Consider the following 19993-nt stretch of genomic DNA (forward strand, 5'->3'; position numbering starts at 1 on the left):
TCCTCAGCGGCGAGACAGCGCCAGTTTCGCCGCAAAACCAATAAAGACGCAGCCCGTTAAACGGTCCATGATTTTGACTATTCGTGGCCGTTTTAACTGCTCAGCAAAATAGTGGCTGCTGCCGATCAGCACCGTGCTCCAGGCCAACCCCACCAGCATATGCGTCAACGCCATCAGGCTGCACCAGATCGGGACAGAGGCGCCCTGCGGAATGAACTGGGGCAAAAAAGTCACATAGAAAACGCCCACCTTGGGATTCAGCAGATTCCCCAATAATCCACGCGTGAAGCAGGCAAGATGACGTTGCTGAGCCGCGGCCTCGGCATGCATTGACACGCTTTGGGCGCGCGGATGCCACAGCAGCTTAATGCCCAGATAGAGGAGGTAAGCGGCGCCAGCCCACTTCAGCAGGTTATAAGCCATCTCCGACGCCAGCAGCAGCGCGCCTAATCCCAGCCCTACCGCAATGCCCCAGAGCAAACAGCCGGTTGCCACGCCCAGCGCCGTGGCACTGGCACGCTGCCAGCCCTGTGCGGCGGCCGATCGCAGGATCAACGCCGTATCAAAGCCCGGCGTCAGGGTCAAAATAATAATAGCCAGCAGGAAAGAGAGCAACGAAGCCGTCATAAGCGTATCCCCGGTAAACATCCGCTCACAATAACAAGCGGTTTTTTGTCTGTACAGCCAGCAAAACCCCATTAGCTGCTACCCTTTTAAGGGCTTTATCAACGGGCCGGTCACGGCCATGATTTATGCAATCAGGAGCAACGTTTATGAAATTTATTTTCTCGTCACCGCGCAAATATGTGCAAGGTGCAGGCGTACTCGATGAACTGGGGAGCTACGTCACCGAACTGGGTACTCAGGCTTTTGTGGTCGCGGACGATGTCGTCTGGGGACTGATTGGTGAACGGGCTCAGGCCACGCTCACAAAGGCGGGCGTGAACGTGGTGCGCCAGCAGTTCAACGGCGAGGCGTCCAGTAATGAAATCACCCGGTTGAGCCAGCAGGCGCAACAGCAGAACTGCAACGTGGTCATCGGGCTAGGCGGCGGTAAAACGCTGGATACCGTTAAGGCAGTGGCTGATGAGATCCAACAACCGGTGGTGATCGTTCCCACGATTGCCTCTACCGATGCGCCCTGTAGCGCACTCTCCGTTATCTATTCTGACAGCGGCGTGTTTGAGAGCTACCGCTTCTACAATAAGAACCCCGATCTGGTGCTGGTGGATACCGCCGTCTGTGCCGCCGCGCCTGCCCGCCTGTTTGCCTCGGGCATTGCGGATGGCCTCGCAACCTGGGTGGAAGCCCAGGCGGTGGCCCGCAGCCATGCCAAATCGATGGTCAATGGCGATCCGACCATTGCCGGGCTGGCCATCGCCCGTGCCTGTGAGGAAACCCTGCTGACCTGGGGTTACAGTGCCTATGTTGCCGTTTCGGAAAAACGCGTGACGCCGGCGGTGGAAGCGGTGGTGGAAGCGAATACCTTGCTGTCGGGCCTGGGATTCGAAAATGCCGGCCTGGCAGCTGCGCACGCCATTCACAATGGTTTTACTGCTATTGAAGGCGATATCCATCATCTCACCCACGGCGAGAAAGTGGCCTACGGTACCTTAACCCAGATGGTGCTGGAGCAGCGTCCGGACGAGGAGATCGCACGCTACATCCGTTTCTATCGCTCGATCAAGATGCCCACCACCCTGAAAGAGATGCATCTGGAGGGCGAAAGCTGGGAAAATCTGGTGAAAATAGGCGCACTGGCAAACAGTGAAGGCGATACGCTGAAAAACCTTAACCCCAACCTGGCACCGGAGCAAATTGCCCATGCGCTGCTGGGGCTGGATGCGTTCAGTCAAACGGTAAAATAACGGCTATTCCGTCACCTCAGCGGGTTTATCCCAGTACTGGTATTTATAGACTGCGCTGAGGTGGCGTTGAATCGTCCCTTTCTCGAACACTTCCGTTTCATTCAGATAACTCAGCGTGCAGTTGCCCTTCTCATCCCAGAACTGGCATTCATCCACGGTGCGCAATGTGCTGACGTCTGTCGTTGCGGTGCCATTCAGGCGCCGTTCCCGCCACTGGTTATCATAGGTGTAGGTATCTTTGCGGCGGGCAGAGGTCGAACGGGTGACCAGGCCTTGTGGATTCCACTCATAACGGTATTCCCCGTTGCTGACGGGATCGGTACCTCGCGCAATACTTTTTAGTAAGTGGAAACGTTTATCATAACGGTAAGTCGTATCCGTAAACCCGTCTTTACCCATGCTGATAAATTTATCCGATGCGCTGATGATGTTGCCGTTTTTGCCCTTCTGCCACTGAATGGTGCCCTGACGGTTATCGACCACCACTTCACTGCCCTGCTTGATGACTTTAACCAGATAGGCATATTCCGCAACCCAGCCGTCCTGAACCCGAACCAGGTGCTGTTCCATGCTCAGGATGACGTTACGCTCATTTTTGTCATAGCTGATGTCCGCCACCAGCAGATCGCCACAGCGATCAAACTGCCCCAGTACCCGTTTCTGTGAGTTGACGTCTTTACCAAACTCGCCGGCGATCACCTGACGCACCTGACCTTTGGCACTGCCGCCCAGCAGGATCCAGTTATTGCTGTTGGTCACCGCTTTACTGTATGGCTGACATGAGGCTGCGGCCCAGGCGGCGGGAAAGGAGAATAACGTAATCACAGCGGACAGCAGAACGCATCGCATGGTGTGCACCTCGGACGTCAATGTCGTAAACAGTTTACCCTAAATAGCAGGAACCGACGGATGATGGAAAGCGGAATTCTTCTCTCAGCGCCAGCAGCGACTGAATTCAGCCTCGCGGGCACGACGATAAAGGGCGCTGAAGGAATTTTGGGCAAAAAATACCCCAGCAAATTTACTGGGGTTTGGTACTTGCAAACATCACGTCATCAATCGGCGTGCTGCGCGGCAAAACTGGTCATGAGTCAAGCCACCCGGGCGGTATTCATTTGCATCACACTTTTCATTGCCTCAACGACATCGCCATCGACGCAGTAGCGGCTGAACTCATCAATTTCGGCTTCGGAACACATGGAAACACCCACTTTACGGTAGCGCATCGGGGATGCCACAAGGTGGCTGGCCGAGCTGTGTACCTCGCGAATATCCGCATCCAGAAACTTTTGCAGGTTGCTGAGGCGAACGCCAGCACCGGCCATAATGATTGGACCTGCGCTGTATTCATTAAGTTCCCTCAATAATGCAATTCCGTTTTCCGCGCTTTGTTGCTGGCCAGATGTCAGGATGCGCCTGACGCCAAAATCCGTCAGCACATCAAGCGAACGCTTGGGCCGATGGCACAGATCGAAGGCGCGGTGAAAAGTCACCGCCATCCCGTCGCACAGGGCCATGATTTGTCGCATCTGACTGGCATGGATATTGGCATCTTCATCCAGCATGCCCAGAACGATGCCGGGAAAACCCAGCTCACGGATACGCGCCACGTCTGACTTCATCGTTTCAAATTCACGGCTGGAATAGCAAAAGTCGCCACCGCGAGGGCGAACAATAGGATGCACCGGAACTGAAATGTCACGACGGGCGACCTCCAGCATGCCTGCAGAAGGCGTCAGCCCGCCTTCACGCGGCGCGGCGCAAAGCTCTATGCGATCGGCTCCCGCCTGCTGGGCGGTTAATGCACAATCCACCCCATAGCAACAAATTTCCAGTGTCGTCATTGTCTTCTCCTTTACATGGCTTCCTGTTCACGCCAAATTCGTCAGGTACGCTTATCCCTTAGAACAGTTTACGTGGAAAACTAACTATGACATTCAATTTTGACCAACGGATAGACCGCCGTCACAGTGATAGTCTTAAATGGCACAAATATGCGGGTCAGGATATTCTGCCACTGTGGGTCGCCGATACGGATTTCCGATCGCCTGAGCGTATCATTGAAGCCATTAAAGCCCGCGTTGACCACGGCGTTTTCGGCTATGGCGATAAGCCCCAGGGGTTGATTGCGGCCCTTATCGCCCGCTGTGCATCACGTTATCACTGGCAGGTCGATCCCGAATGGGTTGTTGTCTTGCCCGGCGTTGTCTGCGGCTTAAATCTGTCGGTCCGCGCCTTTACTCAGCCACCGCAAGGTACCGTGGCACCCTTACCGATTTATCCCCCTTTTCGCTCTGCCGCTAAACTGGCGGAACGCGACCAGCTGAGTCTGCCATTAATATTACAGGACGGGCGCTGGGTCATGGACCTGAGCGCGGCCGAAGGGAAAATGCAGGACAAAAAGCTGTTGATGCTGTGCAATCCCCAGAATCCTGGCGGTACGGTTTATCGCCGGGAAGAGCTGGAGGCCCAACTGGCGTTTGCCCAGCAGCACGACCTGATTGTCTGTTCTGACGAAATCCATTGCGACCTGCTGTTAACAGAGGGCCTGCAACACATCCCGTTCGCCTCCCTGAGCGACGATGCCGCCCGGCGCAGCGTCACGCTGCTTTCGCCCTCGAAAACCTTTAACATCGCCGGCCTGGGCGCATCCGTCGCCATCATCCCTGACCCGGTACTGCGTGAACGTTTCAACGCCGTCCGCCAGGGCATCGTTCCCTCGGTTGATATTCTGGCACTGGTGGCCGCAGAGGTTGCCTGGCGCGACAATGATGACTGGCTTGATGCACAGCTGGACTATCTGCGCGGTAATCGTGACTGGCTGGTTGAACAGGTCAATGCGCTCCCCGGACTCTCGATGGTGTCACCAGAAGGCAGCTATCTTGGCTGGATTGATGCCAGCGCATTGCCGGTTGCCAGCCCGGCACTCTATTTTGAAAAGTACGGGCTGGGTTTCTCACCGGGTCGCGATTTTGGCGATGATCGTTTCGTGCGTATCAACTTCGGTTGCCCACGCGCGCTGCTGGAAGAAGCGGCAAAGCGGCTTAAACGCGCGGTTGACGCCCTGGGTTAAGACTGCTCACTGGCCACGATCTCTTCGAGGCTCCACGGGTGAAACTTTATCGTGGTTTCCCCGTCGGTTACTGCGAGGGTAGGATTAGGCAAACGTTCATTTTCCCCTTTTGGCGAGCTGGTCTTGAACGAAATACCGGGTTGGGACAGTGCATGGTCGGACAGCAACGCCATTGCCCGCATCCCAAGCGTTTCTGGCTCGCCCCTTAATACCACTTCCACATGCTCCCAGCCTTCATGGCGATAGCGTTTCTCGCCGGGCCAGGGTAACTCCACCACGTCGATATGCCAGCCGGCAATCTGGAGCGGCTGATGCAGTTTGAACAGGCAGACAGGACGACCATTGATCATCGCTGCCGAAAATTGCTGGCCCATTTTCGCCAGACCCTGCTGCCAACGTTCGGCGGTGGTGTTCTGGTGACAGCGAACCGCGACATGATCGACATCGAGTCCGGCATTATCTAATCCGAGTCGCTGTGAAAAACTTTGTAACCGTTGTTCGAAAGCGGCCAAATCTTCGCGTAAATCGTCCAGTTCTGATGGAAAGGTGGTGCTCACGGTTGCCTCTGCCCCTCTAAAATTTACAGACTTAAATATCGTAACTCATTGTTAGCATTAAATCCTAAACGACATAATGGTGAGATTCATCTTATTTACGTGATTCTTTTCCATTAAAGCAGATAAATTACGCTTTCAATTCAGACTTATCTTCTTTTTAGATCCACCCTTAAGTTGACAAAAACCACCTAACCATCTGTTTAAATTGACGTTAATTAATGCCATAAGACAATTTCCATTTAGCGCCAACATGATTGCAGCCGCGTCACCTTTCTTATAAATTTGCATCAATACCATTATAAGGAAAGTTTTTATGACTATGCTCATCGTAGTGGCAACATTGATCGCACTGATGGGATTTGCCCTTGCGCGCCACTGGAAGGTGCGAGAAGACAAAAGCGTTAAAAATGCGCGCCGCGCGCGCCGCCGCTAATCCTTTGGGAACATTCTCAGCTCTGTTTCTCCGCGTTTATCCAGTTACTGACTCAAGCTGACAATTCACGTATACTTTTCCCCTCATTTTTTTCCGTTCTGCCTGGTGATGACTCTGGTTATCGCCTCCGGCAGAATGAGGATGAAGCGCGCTGCGCTGTCAGCGTGCTTTTCTTAGCATATGTAAGGTAACCCGGTGAATATTCAGGCGCTTCTTTCCGCAAAAGTCAGTCAGGCTATGGTGCTGGCTGGTGCTCCCTCCGATTGCGAACCTCAGGTTCGCCAGTCGGCCAAAGTTCAGTTTGGTGATTATCAGGCAAACGGCATCATGGCCGTGGCTAAAAAACTGGGCCAGGCGCCGCGACAATTAGCTGAAACTGTTATTCAACATCTGGATCTTACCGGTATTGCCAGCAAGGTTGAGATTGCCGGACCCGGGTTTATTAACATCTTTCTCGATCGTGGCTGGCTGGCAGAACATGCCAGGAATGCCCTGCAGCATCCGCGACTCGGCGTCGCCCGCGTTGAACCTCAGACTATCGTCGTAGATTACTCTGCCCCGAACGTCGCGAAAGAAATGCACGTCGGCCACGTCCGCTCCACCATTATTGGTGATGCCGCTGTCCGCACTCTGGCGTTTCTGGGCCATAACGTCATCCGTGCCAACCACGTTGGCGACTGGGGAACGCAGTTCGGTATGCTGATAGCTTTCCTTGAGAAACAGCAGAACGAAAACCATGCCGAAATGGCGCTGGCTGACTTAGAAGGGTTTTACCGTGAAGCCAAGCGCACCTACGATGAAGATCCGGAATTTGCTGAGCGCGCACGTCGCTACGTGGTGAAGTTACAAGGCGGCGATGACTACTGCCGTCAGATGTGGAAAAAGCTGGTTGATATCACCATGAGCCAGAACCAGCATATCTATGACCGCCTTAACGTCACGCTGACCCGCAAAGATGTCATGGGCGAGAGCCTTTACAACGACATGCTGCCGGGTATAGTTGCCGACCTGAAAGCGAAAGGGTTAGCCGTAGAGAGCGAAGGTGCGACCGTGGTCTTTCTGGATGAATACCAGAATAAAGAAGGTGAGCCTATGGGCGTCATCATTCAGAAGAAAGACGGCGGCTATCTTTACACCACTACCGATATTGCCTGCGCCAAATACCGCTACGAAACGCTGCATGCCGATCGGGTGATTTACTACATCGACTCGCGCCAGCATCAGCATTTACAGCAGGCGTGGACCATCGTGCGTAAAGCCGGTTATGTGCCTGAATCTGTGCCGCTTGAGCACCATGCATTTGGCATGATGCTGGGTAAAGACGGTCGTCCGTTTAAGACCCGCAGCGGCGGCACCATCAAACTTTCGGATCTACTGGATGAAGCTTACGATCGTGCTTACTCGCTGGTCAGCGAAAAAAACCCGGAGATGAGCGAAGAAGAGCGGCGTGCACTTGCGGAAGTCGTCGGCGTCAGCGCTGTAAAATATGCCGATCTGTCAAAGAGCCGCACCACGGATTATATCTTTGACTGGGACAACATGCTGGCGTTTGAAGGTAACACCGCGCCTTATATGCAGTACGCTTACACGCGTGTCCTGTCGGTATTCCGTAAGGCCGGTATTGAAGCCGACGCGATTCAGGCCGACATCACCCTGACGGACGATCGTGAAGCCCTGCTGGCTACACGCCTACTGCAGTTTGAAGAAGTCATTACTCAGGTTGCCCGTGACGGCACGCCGCATGTGATGTGTGCGTACCTCTATGACGTGGCTGGCCTGTTCTCCGGCTTCTACGAGCATTGCCCGATTCTGGCGGCCGAAGATGAAGCGACCCGTCAGAGCCGGTTACAGATTGCTGCCCTGACCGCCAAAACCCTGAAACTGGGGCTGGACACGCTGGGTATCAAAACCGTCGATCGCATGTAACCTCTTCAGGCGCTGAGTGCCCACCGTGGCCCGGCGCCTGCCTTCCCTGCCTTCCCCGCCGCCGCGTCATGATTTCCGCGACCGCTGTTTTCGCCGCCTGCTCTGCCCACGATATGAATCGGCCCGCTATCGCCTGAAAACCAGACATCATGATGCATAGCAACGGACAAACTGGCCTATGCCGCCATAATGTCCTGTTTATCTGCGTAAGATCATGGGGTTATTCCTTTCTGATGCGCGCGCTCTACTATAAGCCCGCATTTCATCAGGTCTTGACCTGTTAACGAGAAAGGAAACTAAGTTGATGATTAAAAAAGCGTTTGCCGAATTCATCGGCACATTCTGGTTAGTCTTGGCGGGTTGTGGAAGCGCCCTGCTGGCGGCAACCTTTCCGCAAACCGGGATTGGCTTTGCCGGAGTGGCTCTGGCTTTCGGCCTTGCCGTGCTGACGATGGCTTTTGCTGTGGGTCATCTTTCGGGCGGCCATTTTAATCCTGCCGTCACGCTGGGTTTATGGGCGGGCGGCCGTATCGGATATCAGGCTATTTTGCCCTATATCATTATGCAGGTCGCGGGCGGTATCGCGGCGGCGGCCGTGCTGTATGTGATTGCAAGTGGTCAGTCTGATTTTGATGCCACCACCAGCGGGTTCGCGGCTAACGGCTTTGGCGAACACTCTCCCGGGGGCTACAGCCTTTGTGCCGCAGTGGTCACTGAACTGCTACTCAGCGCCTTTTTCCTGATCATTATTCAGGGGGCGACCGATAAACGCGCGCCTGCGGGTTTCGCGCCCATCGCCATTGGCCTGGCCTTAACACTTATTCATTTAATTAGCATCCCCGTGACCAATACGTCGGTAAACCCGGCGCGCAGTACGGCGATGGCGCTGTTCCAGGGAACCTGGGCCTTGCAGCAGCTGTGGGTGTTCTGGCTGGTGCCGATGGTGGGCGGTGTGGCGGGCGGGTTGATCTCTCGTTTTCTGCTGCGAAGCACAGACTGATTCAATGCGAAAATGGCTTCATTATGCAGACCGGCAGCGATCGTGCACGCCTGCACGATCGCTGCCGGTCTGTCTTAACAATGGAATAATCAGGCTTACTGGTAATTAACCGTCACGTCTGTGCTGACCACTTTCAGCCCGGGCGGTAAGCTGCCGCTTCCAGCGAAACCAAACACCATATGCAATGTTTCATCCGCGGTCACGCCGGTCAGACCCCGCGTCGCGCCGTTGGCACCGTCCAGTTCGGTACAGCGCTGCGCCGCACAAAGCCGGACCTGCAGGCCCGATGGCGCAGGCCGGGTGAGCTGATAGCGCCAGTTCACCACGGTCATTGCCCCTTTTACGTCGCCCGGCGGCGTTAAGGGCTGTGAGGATTGCCAGCTACCACGATTGGCCATCAGCGGGCCCGCCGCGCTGGCGCTCCAGGCGCCGTCAGTGGCCTGGGCAAACAGCGGCAGGAGCAGTGCAAACAGCATCATCGATCTCATTGTTTGCCTCCGATGGTGGCGGTCATGCGAATCTGACGATTGTCGCTTAATTCCATGTTGGACAGCACCACCAGCTGCGGCATGTTGCGACGCAGGAAGCGCGCCAGTAACGCACGTAATGGATGGTTTACCAGTAAGACCGGCGGCGCGCCCATCATCTCCTGACGCTGTAAGGCTTCCTGCGTCTGGGCCAGCAGACGATCGGCAAGGCCCGGCTCCAGCCCACCACCGCCCTGCAGAGCCTGCAGTAACAGGCGTTCCAGCGTAGCATCCAGGCCAATAACCTGAACTTCACCGTTGCCCGGGAACCATTGTTGGGTGATTGCACGACCCAACGCGACACGCACCACGCTGGTCAACTCCTGCGGATCGCTTTGAACCGGCGCGTGCTCTGCCAGCGTTTCAATGATGGTGCGCATGTCGCGAATAGAGACGCGCTCCACCAGCAGGTTTTGCAGCACTTTATGCAGGGTTGTCAGGGTAATGACGCCCGGCACCAGATCTTCAGTCAGTTTAGGCATTTCAGACGAGACGCGATCTAGCAGCTGTTGCGCCTCCTGGCGACCAAACAGCTCGCTGGCATACTGACCTATCAGATGATTAAGATGGGTTGCCACCACCGTACTGGCTTCGACCACGGTAAAGCCCTGGATCTGGGCCTGCTCTTTCAGCGCGCCATCAATCCACACGGCCGCCAGGCCAAACGCCGGATCGACGGTGGCTTCACCCGGCAAGGTGCCCGCTGCGGTGCCGGGGTTAATCGCCATCCAGCGCCCCGGATACGCGTCACCACTGCCAATTTCTACGCCCTTCATCAAAATGCGATAGCGGGCCGGCGGTAATTCCATATTGTCACGGATATGCACCACCGGTGGCAGGAAGCCGACGTCCTGCGCCACCTTCTTACGGATACTGCGGATACGCCCCAGCAGTTCACCGTTTTGATTATGATCGACCATCGGAATCAGGCGATAGCCCACTTCCATTCCCAGGGTATCTTCCAGCTGAACATCGGTCCAGGACGCCTCGGCCGATGCGGGTGTTTCCATAGATTTGGTGAGGCTGCTGGGTGATTCGACACTCTTTTTCGGCTGCATTTCGCGGCCGCGTAACCACCATGCCAGCCCCAGTAAGGCCGCCGTAAACAGCAGGAAAACGAAGTTCGGCATGCCCGGCACCAGGCCCAGCAAACCGATTACGCCGCCGCTCAGCATCAGTACGCGAGGATCTTTAAACAGCTGGCCAACCATCTGCTCGCCGACGTCCTGATCGGTTGCCACGCGCGTCACAATAACACCCGCCGCAGTCGAGATAACCAGCGCCGGGATCTGAGCAACCAGACCATCACCGATAGTCAGCAACGTATAGGTTTCTGCCGCATGTCCTGCATCCATGCCGTGCTGCACGATACCGACCAACAGCCCGCCAATCACGTTGATTACCATGATCAAAATGCCGGCGATGGCATCACCACGTACGAACTTACTGGCACCGTCCATTGAACCGTAGAAGTCGGCTTCCTGGGTGACTTCAGCACGGCGGCGTTTCGCTTCATCTTCACCGATCAGACCGGCATTCAGGTCGGCGTCGATGGCCATCTGCTTACCGGGCATCCCGTCAAGAACAAAGCGCGCGCCCACTTCAGCGATACGGCCAGCACCTTTGGTGATAACCATAAAGTTGATAATCACCAGGATGATAAACACCACAATACCGATGGCAAAGTTGCCCCCGACCAGGAAGTGGCCAAAGGCTTCCACCACCCGTCCGGCGGCGGCGGCCCCGGTGTGGCCGTCCAGTAAAATGATACGGGTTGAGGCAACGTTAAGCGCCAGGCGCAGCAAGGTCGAAAACAGCAGGATGGTTGGAAACGCCGCAAACTCCAGCGTGCGCTGGGTAAACATCGCCACCAGCAGCACCATGATCGACAAGGCGATGTTGAAGGTGAACAACAGATCAAGGATGAATGGCGGTAACGGCAGAACCATCATCGATAAAATCATGATGATCAGTACCGGGCCAGCAAGCACCTGCCACTGCATATCTTTGAAGTTGCCCGGTAGGCGTAATTTAGCGGCCAGATTAGCCATCGTTTGTGTTCTCTCCTGCAAAGTCCATCTCTGCCGGGACCGGCAGGTCTTTAGGTTTTACCGGGATCAGGCCGCCTTCGCGCTTCCAGCGACGTAGCTGCCAGACCCAGGCCAGCACTTCCGCGACGGCGCCATAGAGCGCACCCGGAATGTGTTGTCCAATTTCAGTATGTCGGTACAGCGCACGCGCCAGTGGCGGCGCTTCCAGAACCGGAATACGGTGTTCCGCGCCCAGTTCACGAATGCGTAAGGCAATATCCCCTGCGCCCTTGGCGATGACCTTCGGCGCGCTCATCTTTTTCTCGTTATATTGCAAGGCAACCGAGTAGTGCGTTGGGTTGGTGACGATAACATCGGCTTTGGGAACATCGGCCATCATGCGACGTCGGGCGGCTGCGCGCATCTGCTGGCGGATGCGCCCTTTCACGTGCGGATCACCCTCTTGCTGTTTATGTTCATCACGAATTTCCTGACGCGACATGCGCAGCTTTTTAAAATGGCTGTACAGTTGCCAGAAAACGTCATACCCCACCATGGGGATCAACCCGAGCATGACCAGCGAGCAGCAGATGGCAATCATATCCATGCCGTGAATCAGTGCCGTTGTCGGTGATTCGGCAATCAGACGCAGCATATCGGGCCAATGGCTCCAGACGTACCAGCCTGCAACACAACCGACCAGAATAGTCTTCAGGATGCCTTTAAACAGTTCGGTCCAGGCCTGAGCGGCAAACATACGCTTTAAACCAGACAGCGGGTTCAGTTTGCCAAAATCGACCTTAATGGATTTTCCACTGATCACCACGCCGCCCAGCAGCATTGGCGAGGCAATCGCGACCAGAACCAGCCCGCCCAGCAGCGGGAGCAGCGCCGCAATGGCCTGCATAATCAGATTGCCCACATGCGCAATGATGATTTTGTCATCGGTCACCATGGCATGGTCAAATCGTAATCCGGTTGACACCATCGCGGCCAGCCGGTGGGCCATCATGGCACCGCCGACCCATAAAATCATGATGCCGGCTAACAGCATCAGTAATGAGGTCAACTCGCGCGAACGCGGAATCTGGCCTTCTTCACGTGCTTTCTCAAGTCGGTGGGCCGTGGGCGATTCTGTTTTTTCTTCGTCGCTATTTTCTGACACCACAAACCTCGGTTGGCAGGAATTCTGAGCATAGAATGCCAAATTTGGGTTTGGTTAAAGCGTGGATAAAACGTGAAAAATGCGCGCTCTTTCACGGATGGCAAAAGAGAAAAGAGAAGTGGCCTGTCAGAAACAGGCCATCTTAGAAGGGGCGGCAATCGCCAACCGTTAACGGATCGGCGATGACCAGACAGACTCGCGGTTAGAAACCCAGGCTGTCCAGCAGGTCATCAACCTGGTCCTGATTCGCCACGACGCCTGGCGCAGCGGCATTGACCTGAGGTCCGTTAAGCAGCGTGGTGCCAACCTGACGTTTCTCGGCGCTCACTTCTGGCATGTTTTCCAGCAGCACCATCAACAGCTGGCGCTCGATTTCCTGGATCACATCCATCATGCGCTTGATGACCTGACCAGTAAGGTCCTGGAAATCCTGCGCCATCATGATGTCGAGCAACTGCTTGTTAGTAAAAGAGGTGTGCGTAGGCACTTCCCCTAAATACTCACGCGTATCCGTCACCAGCTCGCGCGCGTCGGCAAGTTCAATTGGATTTTCAAACCACGCATCCCAGCGTCCTTTCAGCGCAATCGCGCCCGCTTCCATTTTGTCCTGGTGCGGTTGCGCTGCTTCGACGCTGTTCAGCGCCCTGTCGGCCGCCTGAGCGGTCTTTTGCACTACATAGTCCAGACGGTCGCGGGCGTCAGGAATGGCTTCAGCAGCTTCTGCAATGGCCTGATCCAGCCCCAGCTCACGCAGACTGTCACGCAGCATGCGGGTCAGTGAACCGATGCGGGAAATGATATCGTGTGCCGCGGCTTGCTCAGCTGATTTCGGAAGGTCGCTCATCACATCTCCTTACATACCCAGTTTTTCAAAAATTTTGCCCAGCTTTTCTTCAAGCGTGGCTGCAGTAAACGGCTTGACTACATAGCCGCTTGCACCCGCCTGAGCGGCAGCAATAATGTTTTCTTTCTTCGCTTCTGCCGTCACCATTAAAACTGGCAGGCTCGCCATGGCAGCATCGGCACGAATAGTCTGCAGCAGTTGCAGGCCATCCATATTTGGCATGTTCCAGTCAGAGATAACGAAATCGAAACCACCTGCTTTCAGCTTGCCTAGCGCATCAACGCCGTCTTCCGCTTCTTCTACGTTATTGAAACCAAGCTCTTTCAGCAGGTTACGTACAATACGACGCATCGTATTGAAGTCGTCCACTACCAAAAAGCGCATGTTTTTATCAGCCATATCTACTCCTGTGTTATCTCGCCCGGCAGGACGGGCCTGGTTATATACGCAATGCCTGTCCGGCGCTAATTTTCGCCAGCATGTGCTGGCTGATGTTGCTTAAATCTACTACTTCGCTCACGCCACCGCTGGCTATCGCCTCGCGTGGCATGCCAAAAACGACACAACTTGCTTCATTTTGCGCGATGGTCCAGGCGCCGGCACGATGCATTTCCAGCATGCCTGCTGCCCCATCGTTACCCATACCGGTCAGGATGACGCCGACGGCATTACGCCCGGCGTTAATCGCAACCGATTTAAACAAGACATCCACTGAAGGTTTATGCCGGTTAACCGGGGGGCCTTCATTCAGCTTCACCACGTAGTTCGCCCCGCTGCGCCCCAGTTCCATGTGCATTGCGCCAGGCGCGATGTAGGCATGGCCGGGAAGAATACGCTCGCCATCTTCCGCTTCTTTCACCGTGATCTGGCACAGCTTGTTCAGCCGCTCGGCAAAAGATCGGGTAAAGCCCGGTGGCATATGTTGCGTAATCAGCAGTGCCGGACTGGTGGCCGGTAACGGCTGTAAAACGTGGCGAATCGCCTCTGTGCCGCCGGTTGATGAACCAATGGCAATCAACTTTTCACTACTCAGCAACGGGCCGGCTTTCAGCGTGACCGGCGCGGGCATGACGTTACGAACATGCAGGCGCGCCCGGGCCGCCGCGCGAATTTTGTCGCCAATCATCTGGCTATAGGCCAGCATGCCTTCACGAATGCCTAGCTGCGGCTTCGTCACGAAATCGATCGCACCTAACTCCAGCGCGCGCAGCGTGATTTCTGAGCCCTGTCCCGTCAGGGATGACACCATGACCACGGGCATGGGCCGTAAACGCATCAGTTTTTCAAGAAAGTCCAGGCCGTCCATGCGCGGCATTTCAACATCCAGCGTTAACACCTGCGGATTAAACTGTTTAATCAGATCGCGTGCCACTAACGGATCCGGGGCCGTAGCCACCATTTCCATATCAGGATGACTGTTGATGATTTCGGTCATCAGTTGCCGCATCAGCGCAGAGTCATCTACGCACATCACGGTAATTTTGCTCATCATCTTTCCTTCGTCAGTCCATACACGGTTTGCCCACGCAGCCAAAACTCTTTACTAATCTGGCTGAAGTTCTCTGAGTGTCCGGCAAAGAGAATGCCGCCGGGCTTAAGCAGAGGAACAAAACGACGTAGAATTTTTTCTTGTGTTTCTTTATCGAAATAGATCATTACGTTGCGGCAGAAGATCGCATCGAACGGTCCCGGTAAGGCCCAGTCATTTGCCAGCAGGTTAAGCTGGGTATAGTTCACCATGTTCGCCAGTTCGGAACGGACACGAACCATGCCAGCATGTGGACCTGTACCGCGTAAAAAGAAACGCTGTAACTGCGCGGGCGACAGCGTACGCAGCTCTTCCTGACGGTAAACGCCCGCCACGGCTTTCTCCAAAACCTGGGTATCGATATCGCTGGCATGTACCTGGAATTTACCCGGTCCCATGCCTAAGGTTTCAGCCAACGTAATCGCGATAGAGTAAGGTTCTTCGCCGGTGGACGCTGCCGTACTCCAGACGCTAAAATTTCCCTGACGTTTACGTGCATGCTCCGCAAGGATTGGAAAATGATGCGCCTCGCGGAAAAACGCTGTCAGGTTAGTGGTTAACGCATTAATAAACGCCTGCCACTCAGCACTGTTTGGATCATTTTCCAGCAGGGCCAGATAGCGACCAAAATCATCGATATTCAGCGTGCGCAGACGACGAACCAGACGGTTGTAAACCATCTCGCGCTTGTGATCGGCCAGCACGATACCCGCACGCTGATAGATGAGCTGGCTGATACGGCGAAAATGGGTATCGGACAGGGGCAGACGCTGCACCATTTGTGACAGCAGCGTCGTCGCTTCCGGTTGATCTAATAACGTCGATTTCTTCATCTTTGCACCTGGCCTGAACTAAACCTGTTGAACATCTGCTGCTACGCCCAACCGCGTCTCAGCGGCTGGGCCATCCAGGCAATTAAAAGGTTTCCCAGTTCTCATCACCGCGCGGTGATGGCTGGCGAATGCCTTCTGACGGACTTTCTAAACGTAAATTTTTTGCCGCCGTAGTCTTGTTAACGGCCTGCGTGACAATTTCTTTACCAATATTGAAGGCAGAAACCGCTTGTTTTAAGTTACTGGCCTGATCTTCCAGCGCCGCAGCGGCTGCAGCAGACTCTTCCACCAGCGAGGCGTTCTGTTGTGTTACGCGATCCATCTCCGTCACTGCCTGACCGACCTGGTCGATACCACGGCTCTGTTCGTCGGATGCAGAGGCAATTTCACCCATGATGTCGGTCACGCGCGTCACCGCACTGACGATCTCATTCATGGTATCGCCCGCGCTTTCAACCAGCACTGAGCCGGTGTTAACGCGACCAACGGAGTCTTCAATCAGGCCTTTAATCTCTTTTGCCGCCTGTGCGCTGCGCTGGGCAAGGTTACGAACCTCACCGGCTACCACGGCAAAGCCTCGTCCCTGTTCGCCAGCTCGCGCGGCTTCAACCGCTGCGTTCAACGCCAGGATGTTGGTCTGGAAAGCGATACCATCAATGACGCTGATAATGTCCGCAATTTTCCGTGAGCTGCCGGCAATTTCTTTCATGGTCGTGACCACGCCATCAACGACTTTGCCACCCTGTTGCGCGGTTTCAGAGGCATTCAGCGCCAGCTTTGAAGCCTGACGGGCATTTTCCGCATTTTGTTTTACGGTCGCGGTAAGTTCTTCCATGCTGGCCGCCGTTTGCTCCAGCGATGCCGCCTGCTGTTCGGTTCGGGAAGAAAGATCGTTATTACCGACGGCGATTTCGCTGGCCCCGGTATAAATTGCATCTGCGCCGTCTCGCACGGTGCTGACGGTGCGCACCAGAGAACGTTGCATGTCCTGCAGCGAGGTCAGCAGATCGCCAATTTCATTACGTACGCTAATGTTGATGGGCTGCGTGAGATCGCCGCCTGCGATGTGCTGAATATGTTCAATGCTCTCTTTGAGCGGTCGAATAAGCAGGCTGCGCATCAGGTTCCAGACCAGCACAATCACCAACAGCGTGACCAACAGCGTCCCTACAACCAGCATAATCATGCGTTGATAGGCGGCATTGTTGGCATCCACGCCCTGCTGACTGAGTTGAAGGTTGTAGTTAAGCCAGGCATCGTAGTCTTTCTGGAATTTGTCCTGATAGCTCTGCGTCGGCTGGTCTACAAACCCTTTAAAGTTACCGTTGCCAAGAAATACGATCAGTTCCGCGAGTCCGTCATGGAATTGCTTATAGTTTGCCTGCAGCGTCAGTACGTTTTCTGCACTTTTGCCTTTCTCAGAAAGATTGGCATTGAACATGGCATAGCCTTCTTCCGCACGCTTTAATTCACTATCTGCCAGCGCCACCAGCTCTTTAACGGTGGCACCTGAGCCGGCCATTTGCCCATCCTGCAAATAACGGATCCCGGCGCGGTTTAAGGTATTTCGCGCCTGTACCAGTGCGACCCAAGAGGTGCCCATGGCGCGTTGAAGCGTACTCAGACGTTGGTTATAGGCAAAATTTTCTTTATCTTCTGTCACCGTCTTATAGAACACGCCACCCGAAAAAATTTGCAGTAGCGCGAACAGTGCCAATACACAGAGAAGACCGGAGACAACACGTACTCGACTAAACATAGAAACCTCATTCATTAGCAATTCGATTCTGTTTATCGGCCCGGACGTGCGGAACTTTACGGCCAGCGTGAAGACAGGTTCACGCTGGCCGTAAAAAGAGGTTGGGGAAACTTAAACGCGCGAGATTTTAAAGACGGATACGGCCTGGGACAGGGCGCTGGCCTGTTGCTCCAGCGCGGCGGCCGCGGCGGCTGACTCTTCGACCAGCGAGGCGTTCTGCTGTGTCACACGATCCATTTCTGTTACGGCCTGGCCCACCTGATCGATGCCGCGACTTTGCTCGTCAGATGCAGAAGCGATTTCGCCCATGATATCGGTCACGCGTGTTACCGCGCCCACGATGTTATTCATAGTGCTGCCCGCGCTTTCAACCTGAAGCGAGCCGCTGTTAACGCGCGCCACTGAATCTTCGATTAACCCTTTGATCTCTTTTGCTGCCTGAGCACTGCGCTGTGCCAGACTGCGGACTTCACCCGCCACCACGGCAAAGCCACGGCCCTGCTCACCGGCACGCGCCGCTTCTACGGCAGCGTTAAGCGCCAGAATATTGGTCTGGAAAGCAATGCCGTCGATAACGCTGATAATGTCTGCGATTTTCTTCGAACTGCCGGCAATTTCCTGCATGGTGGTCACCACGCCATCCACCACTTTACCGCCCTGCAGCGCGGTTTCGGATGCGGTTTGTGCCAGGTGAGAAGCCTGACGTGCGTTATCTGCGTTCTGTTTTACCGTCGCCGTTAACTGCTCCATGCTGGCTGCCGTTTGTTCAAGCGAAGCTGCCTGCTCTTCCGTACGCGCAGACAGATCGTTATTCCCGGCCGCGATTTCACTGGCGCCGGTGAAAATGGCATCACACCCGCTGCGAACCTCACCCACGGTCGATACCAACGAATGCTGCATCTCGTGGATACCGGCGGCCAGTTGGCTCATCTCATTGCGGCCTTCCACCAGAATGGGTTGCGTCAGGTCGCCAGAAGCAATGGTGCGAATATCCACCAGCAGGCGTTGAAGCGGTTGAATCAAGAGCTGACGCAGTCCAAACCAGCAGCCCAGAATAACCACAATCACCAGCACGCCAACCATGCCGAGCATCCACATCATCTGCGTGAAGGCCTGTTGATTCTGCTCTGCGCCGTGTGCGGACAGTTCGCTTTGCTTCAGGCGCCATGCGGAATAGGTGGCCTGCATCGCCTGCTGCTTCTGTTCAATATTTTGTTTAAACATGCCTTCCAGATCTTTCGCTTTCAGGCTGGCGATCATGCCGCGCAGACCGGTCAGATAGGCCTTAAAATCGTTTTGCAGTCGATCGCGCATTTCCGTATCTGCGCCCGGTGTTTCCGGAATCGCGTTAAATTCTGCCAGATACTGCTCACCTTTATTCGCCTCGTTAACGGCTTTCTCTGTCAGGCTGTCCAGCTGGCCGCCGTTCATTTGAGACGCCAGGCTGGTTTGCAGGCGCAACATTGCGCGGTTGAGGGTGGTACGAGACTGGTTCAGCGCCATATAGGCATCGGTCATCGCCGCAACGTTCCGGGTGGAAATTTGTGACAGCGCAAAGGCCTCTTTATCATTATTCAGTGCTGACCAGAACAGGCTGCCTGACAGCAGCTGCATGGCACCGAAAAGCATCAGTACCGCGATAAGACTGGTCACGACTTTTATTCGTTTTAACATCTTTTTCCCCGAGCATAAAAAGTAAAGTGCAGGGGCTGTATCGGCGGGAAAGAGAGAGGGTTTAGTCAGCTTCAGTAAAAAAGCGGCAATTAGGGCTTTTGTAATTATTGATATCAGCTGAGGGTGTTTTTTAGTGGCTCAGGTCACAGACAACAGGGGAAAAATGAGAGGTGGAAGCGATACGTGGGTTAAGCGGAACATACTGATTCAGGCTGCACACAAGACACAGAACCTCACGGGCCAGCCTGGGCTGACCCGTGAAGAAGGATTATGCCGTACGCAGGTTGTCGACCAGCGCCATCTCTTCGCTGCTCAGCAGCTTCTCGATGTCAACCAGAATCAACATGCGGTCGCCGAGCGCCCCCAGACCGGTGAGGTACTCGGTGGACATTGTCACGGCAAACTCAGGTGAAGGACGGATCTGTTCCTGCGTCAACGACAGCACGTCAGACACGCCATCAACCACGATACCGACGACGCGGTTTTCCAGATTAAGAACGATTACGACCGTATTCTCATTGTACTCAACGTCTGCCTGTGCAAATTTCACACGCAAATCGATGATAGGCACAATCACGCCACGCAGGTTCGTTACGCCGCGAATAAAATCCGGCGTGTTGGCAATGCGGGTTACCTGATCGTAACCACGAATTTCCTGAACCTTAAGAATATCGATGCCGTACTCTTCATCACCCAGCGTGAACACCAGGAACTCCTGGCCCACGGTTTCGCCAGCAATTTTTGTCACGGTTGCCATTCCACTCATGTTATTTACC

Annotated in this window: 18 protein-coding genes; 4 read left to right on the forward strand and 14 right to left on the reverse strand. The window is 54.8% G+C overall.

Features of this window, described 5'->3' with window-relative positions; genetic code table 11:
* Positions 1-3: 3 nt before the first annotated feature.
* Positions 4-627: a LysE family translocator gene (locus tag NYE92_RS05105; RefSeq protein WP_033770444.1), complete on the reverse strand. Its 624-nt coding sequence runs from the start codon at positions 625-627 to the stop codon at positions 4-6.
* A gap of 146 nt (positions 628-773) precedes the next feature.
* On the opposite strand from NYE92_RS05105, the gene NYE92_RS05110 reads away from it, so the two are divergent.
* Complete coding sequence (locus NYE92_RS05110; RefSeq protein ID WP_014605667.1) at positions 774-1868, forward strand: glycerol dehydrogenase; 1095 nt, start codon at positions 774-776, stop codon at positions 1866-1868.
* Positions 1869-1871: 3 nt separating this feature from the next.
* On the opposite strand, the gene NYE92_RS05115 is transcribed toward NYE92_RS05110, so the two are convergent.
* Positions 1872-2717, reverse strand: coding sequence for a hypothetical protein (locus NYE92_RS05115; RefSeq protein ID WP_014593897.1), 846 nt, complete (start codon positions 2715-2717; stop codon positions 1872-1874).
* Positions 2718-2959: 242 nt separating this feature from the next.
* On the reverse strand, positions 2960-3712 hold the full coding sequence (gene cutC / locus NYE92_RS05120; protein ID WP_014593898.1) for a copper homeostasis protein CutC: 753 nt from the start codon (positions 3710-3712) through the stop codon (positions 2960-2962).
* 86 nt (positions 3713-3798) lie between these two features.
* Here cutC and NYE92_RS05125 point away from each other — a divergent pair, with 86 nt between their 5' ends.
* The gene (locus tag NYE92_RS05125) at positions 3799-4941 is read left to right on the forward strand and encodes a MalY/PatB family protein (protein ID WP_024472100.1); all 1143 of its coding nucleotides are present in this window, start codon (positions 3799-3801) and stop codon (positions 4939-4941) included.
* Here the strand turns inward: NYE92_RS05125 and NYE92_RS05130 are convergent.
* Positions 4938-5498, reverse strand: coding sequence for a VOC family protein (locus NYE92_RS05130; protein ID WP_013026094.1), 561 nt, complete (start codon positions 5496-5498; stop codon positions 4938-4940). The two genes, NYE92_RS05125 and NYE92_RS05130, sit on opposite strands and share 4 nt — an antisense overlap.
* A 628-nt stretch (positions 5499-6126) precedes the next feature.
* Between NYE92_RS05130 and argS the strand changes: the two genes are divergently transcribed.
* Together argS and aqpZ are read left to right on the forward strand one after the other, a co-directional pair.
* Complete coding sequence (gene argS / locus NYE92_RS05135; RefSeq protein ID WP_014605664.1) at positions 6127-7857, forward strand: arginine--tRNA ligase; 1731 nt, start codon at positions 6127-6129, stop codon at positions 7855-7857.
* 304 nt (positions 7858-8161) lie between these two features.
* Positions 8162-8857, forward strand: a complete 696-nt coding sequence (aqpZ, locus tag NYE92_RS05140; protein WP_029570110.1) for an aquaporin Z — start codon at positions 8162-8164, stop codon at positions 8855-8857.
* 95 nt (positions 8858-8952) lie between these two features.
* Here aqpZ and NYE92_RS05145 read toward each other — a convergent pair whose 3' ends face one another.
* From NYE92_RS05145 to cheW, 10 genes are all read right to left on the reverse strand, one after another.
* Positions 8953-9345 (reverse strand): flagellar protein FlhE, encoded by a 393-nt coding sequence (locus tag NYE92_RS05145; RefSeq protein WP_014593901.1) that lies wholly within the window; start codon positions 9343-9345, stop codon positions 8953-8955.
* Positions 9342-11435, reverse strand: coding sequence for a flagellar biosynthesis protein FlhA (gene flhA, locus NYE92_RS05150; protein ID WP_014593902.1), 2094 nt, complete (start codon positions 11433-11435; stop codon positions 9342-9344). Before flhA ends, NYE92_RS05145 begins: the two co-directional genes overlap by 4 nt.
* Positions 11428-12579: a flagellar biosynthesis protein FlhB gene (gene flhB / locus NYE92_RS05155; RefSeq protein ID WP_014605661.1), complete on the reverse strand. Its 1152-nt coding sequence runs from the start codon at positions 12577-12579 to the stop codon at positions 11428-11430. The genes flhA and flhB overlap by 8 nt, the downstream gene beginning before the upstream one ends.
* Before the next feature lie 202 nt (positions 12580-12781).
* Positions 12782-13423 (reverse strand): protein phosphatase CheZ, encoded by a 642-nt coding sequence (cheZ, locus tag NYE92_RS05160; protein ID WP_014593904.1) that lies wholly within the window; start codon positions 13421-13423, stop codon positions 12782-12784.
* A 9-nt stretch (positions 13424-13432) separates the two neighbouring features.
* A complete protein-coding gene (gene cheY, locus NYE92_RS05165) occupies positions 13433-13822 on the reverse strand; it encodes a chemotaxis response regulator CheY (RefSeq protein WP_013026101.1) in 390 nt (129 codons plus the stop codon).
* 40 nt (positions 13823-13862) lie between these two features.
* Positions 13863-14912, reverse strand: coding sequence for a chemotaxis response regulator protein-glutamate methylesterase (locus NYE92_RS05170; RefSeq protein WP_014605660.1), 1050 nt, complete (start codon positions 14910-14912; stop codon positions 13863-13865).
* Positions 14912-15784, reverse strand: a complete 873-nt coding sequence (gene cheR, locus NYE92_RS05175; protein WP_013026103.1) for a protein-glutamate O-methyltransferase CheR — start codon at positions 15782-15784, stop codon at positions 14912-14914. Before cheR ends, NYE92_RS05170 begins: the two co-directional genes overlap by 1 nt.
* 82 nt (positions 15785-15866) lie before the next feature.
* Positions 15867-17543, reverse strand: coding sequence for a methyl-accepting chemotaxis protein (locus NYE92_RS05180; RefSeq protein ID WP_014605659.1), 1677 nt, complete (start codon positions 17541-17543; stop codon positions 15867-15869).
* A 111-nt stretch (positions 17544-17654) separates the two neighbouring features.
* Complete coding sequence (locus tag NYE92_RS05185) at positions 17655-19217, reverse strand: methyl-accepting chemotaxis protein (RefSeq protein WP_015700156.1); 1563 nt, start codon at positions 19215-19217, stop codon at positions 17655-17657.
* Positions 19218-19485: 268 nt separating this feature from the next.
* A complete protein-coding gene (gene cheW, locus NYE92_RS05190) occupies positions 19486-19983 on the reverse strand; it encodes a chemotaxis protein CheW (protein WP_013026106.1) in 498 nt (165 codons plus the stop codon).
* Between the last annotated feature and the right edge of the window lie 10 nt (positions 19984-19993).

It is taken from the genome of Pantoea sp. B566, assembly GCF_024793925.1.
Classification (GTDB): domain Bacteria; phylum Pseudomonadota; class Gammaproteobacteria; order Enterobacterales; family Enterobacteriaceae; genus Pantoea; species Pantoea ananatis.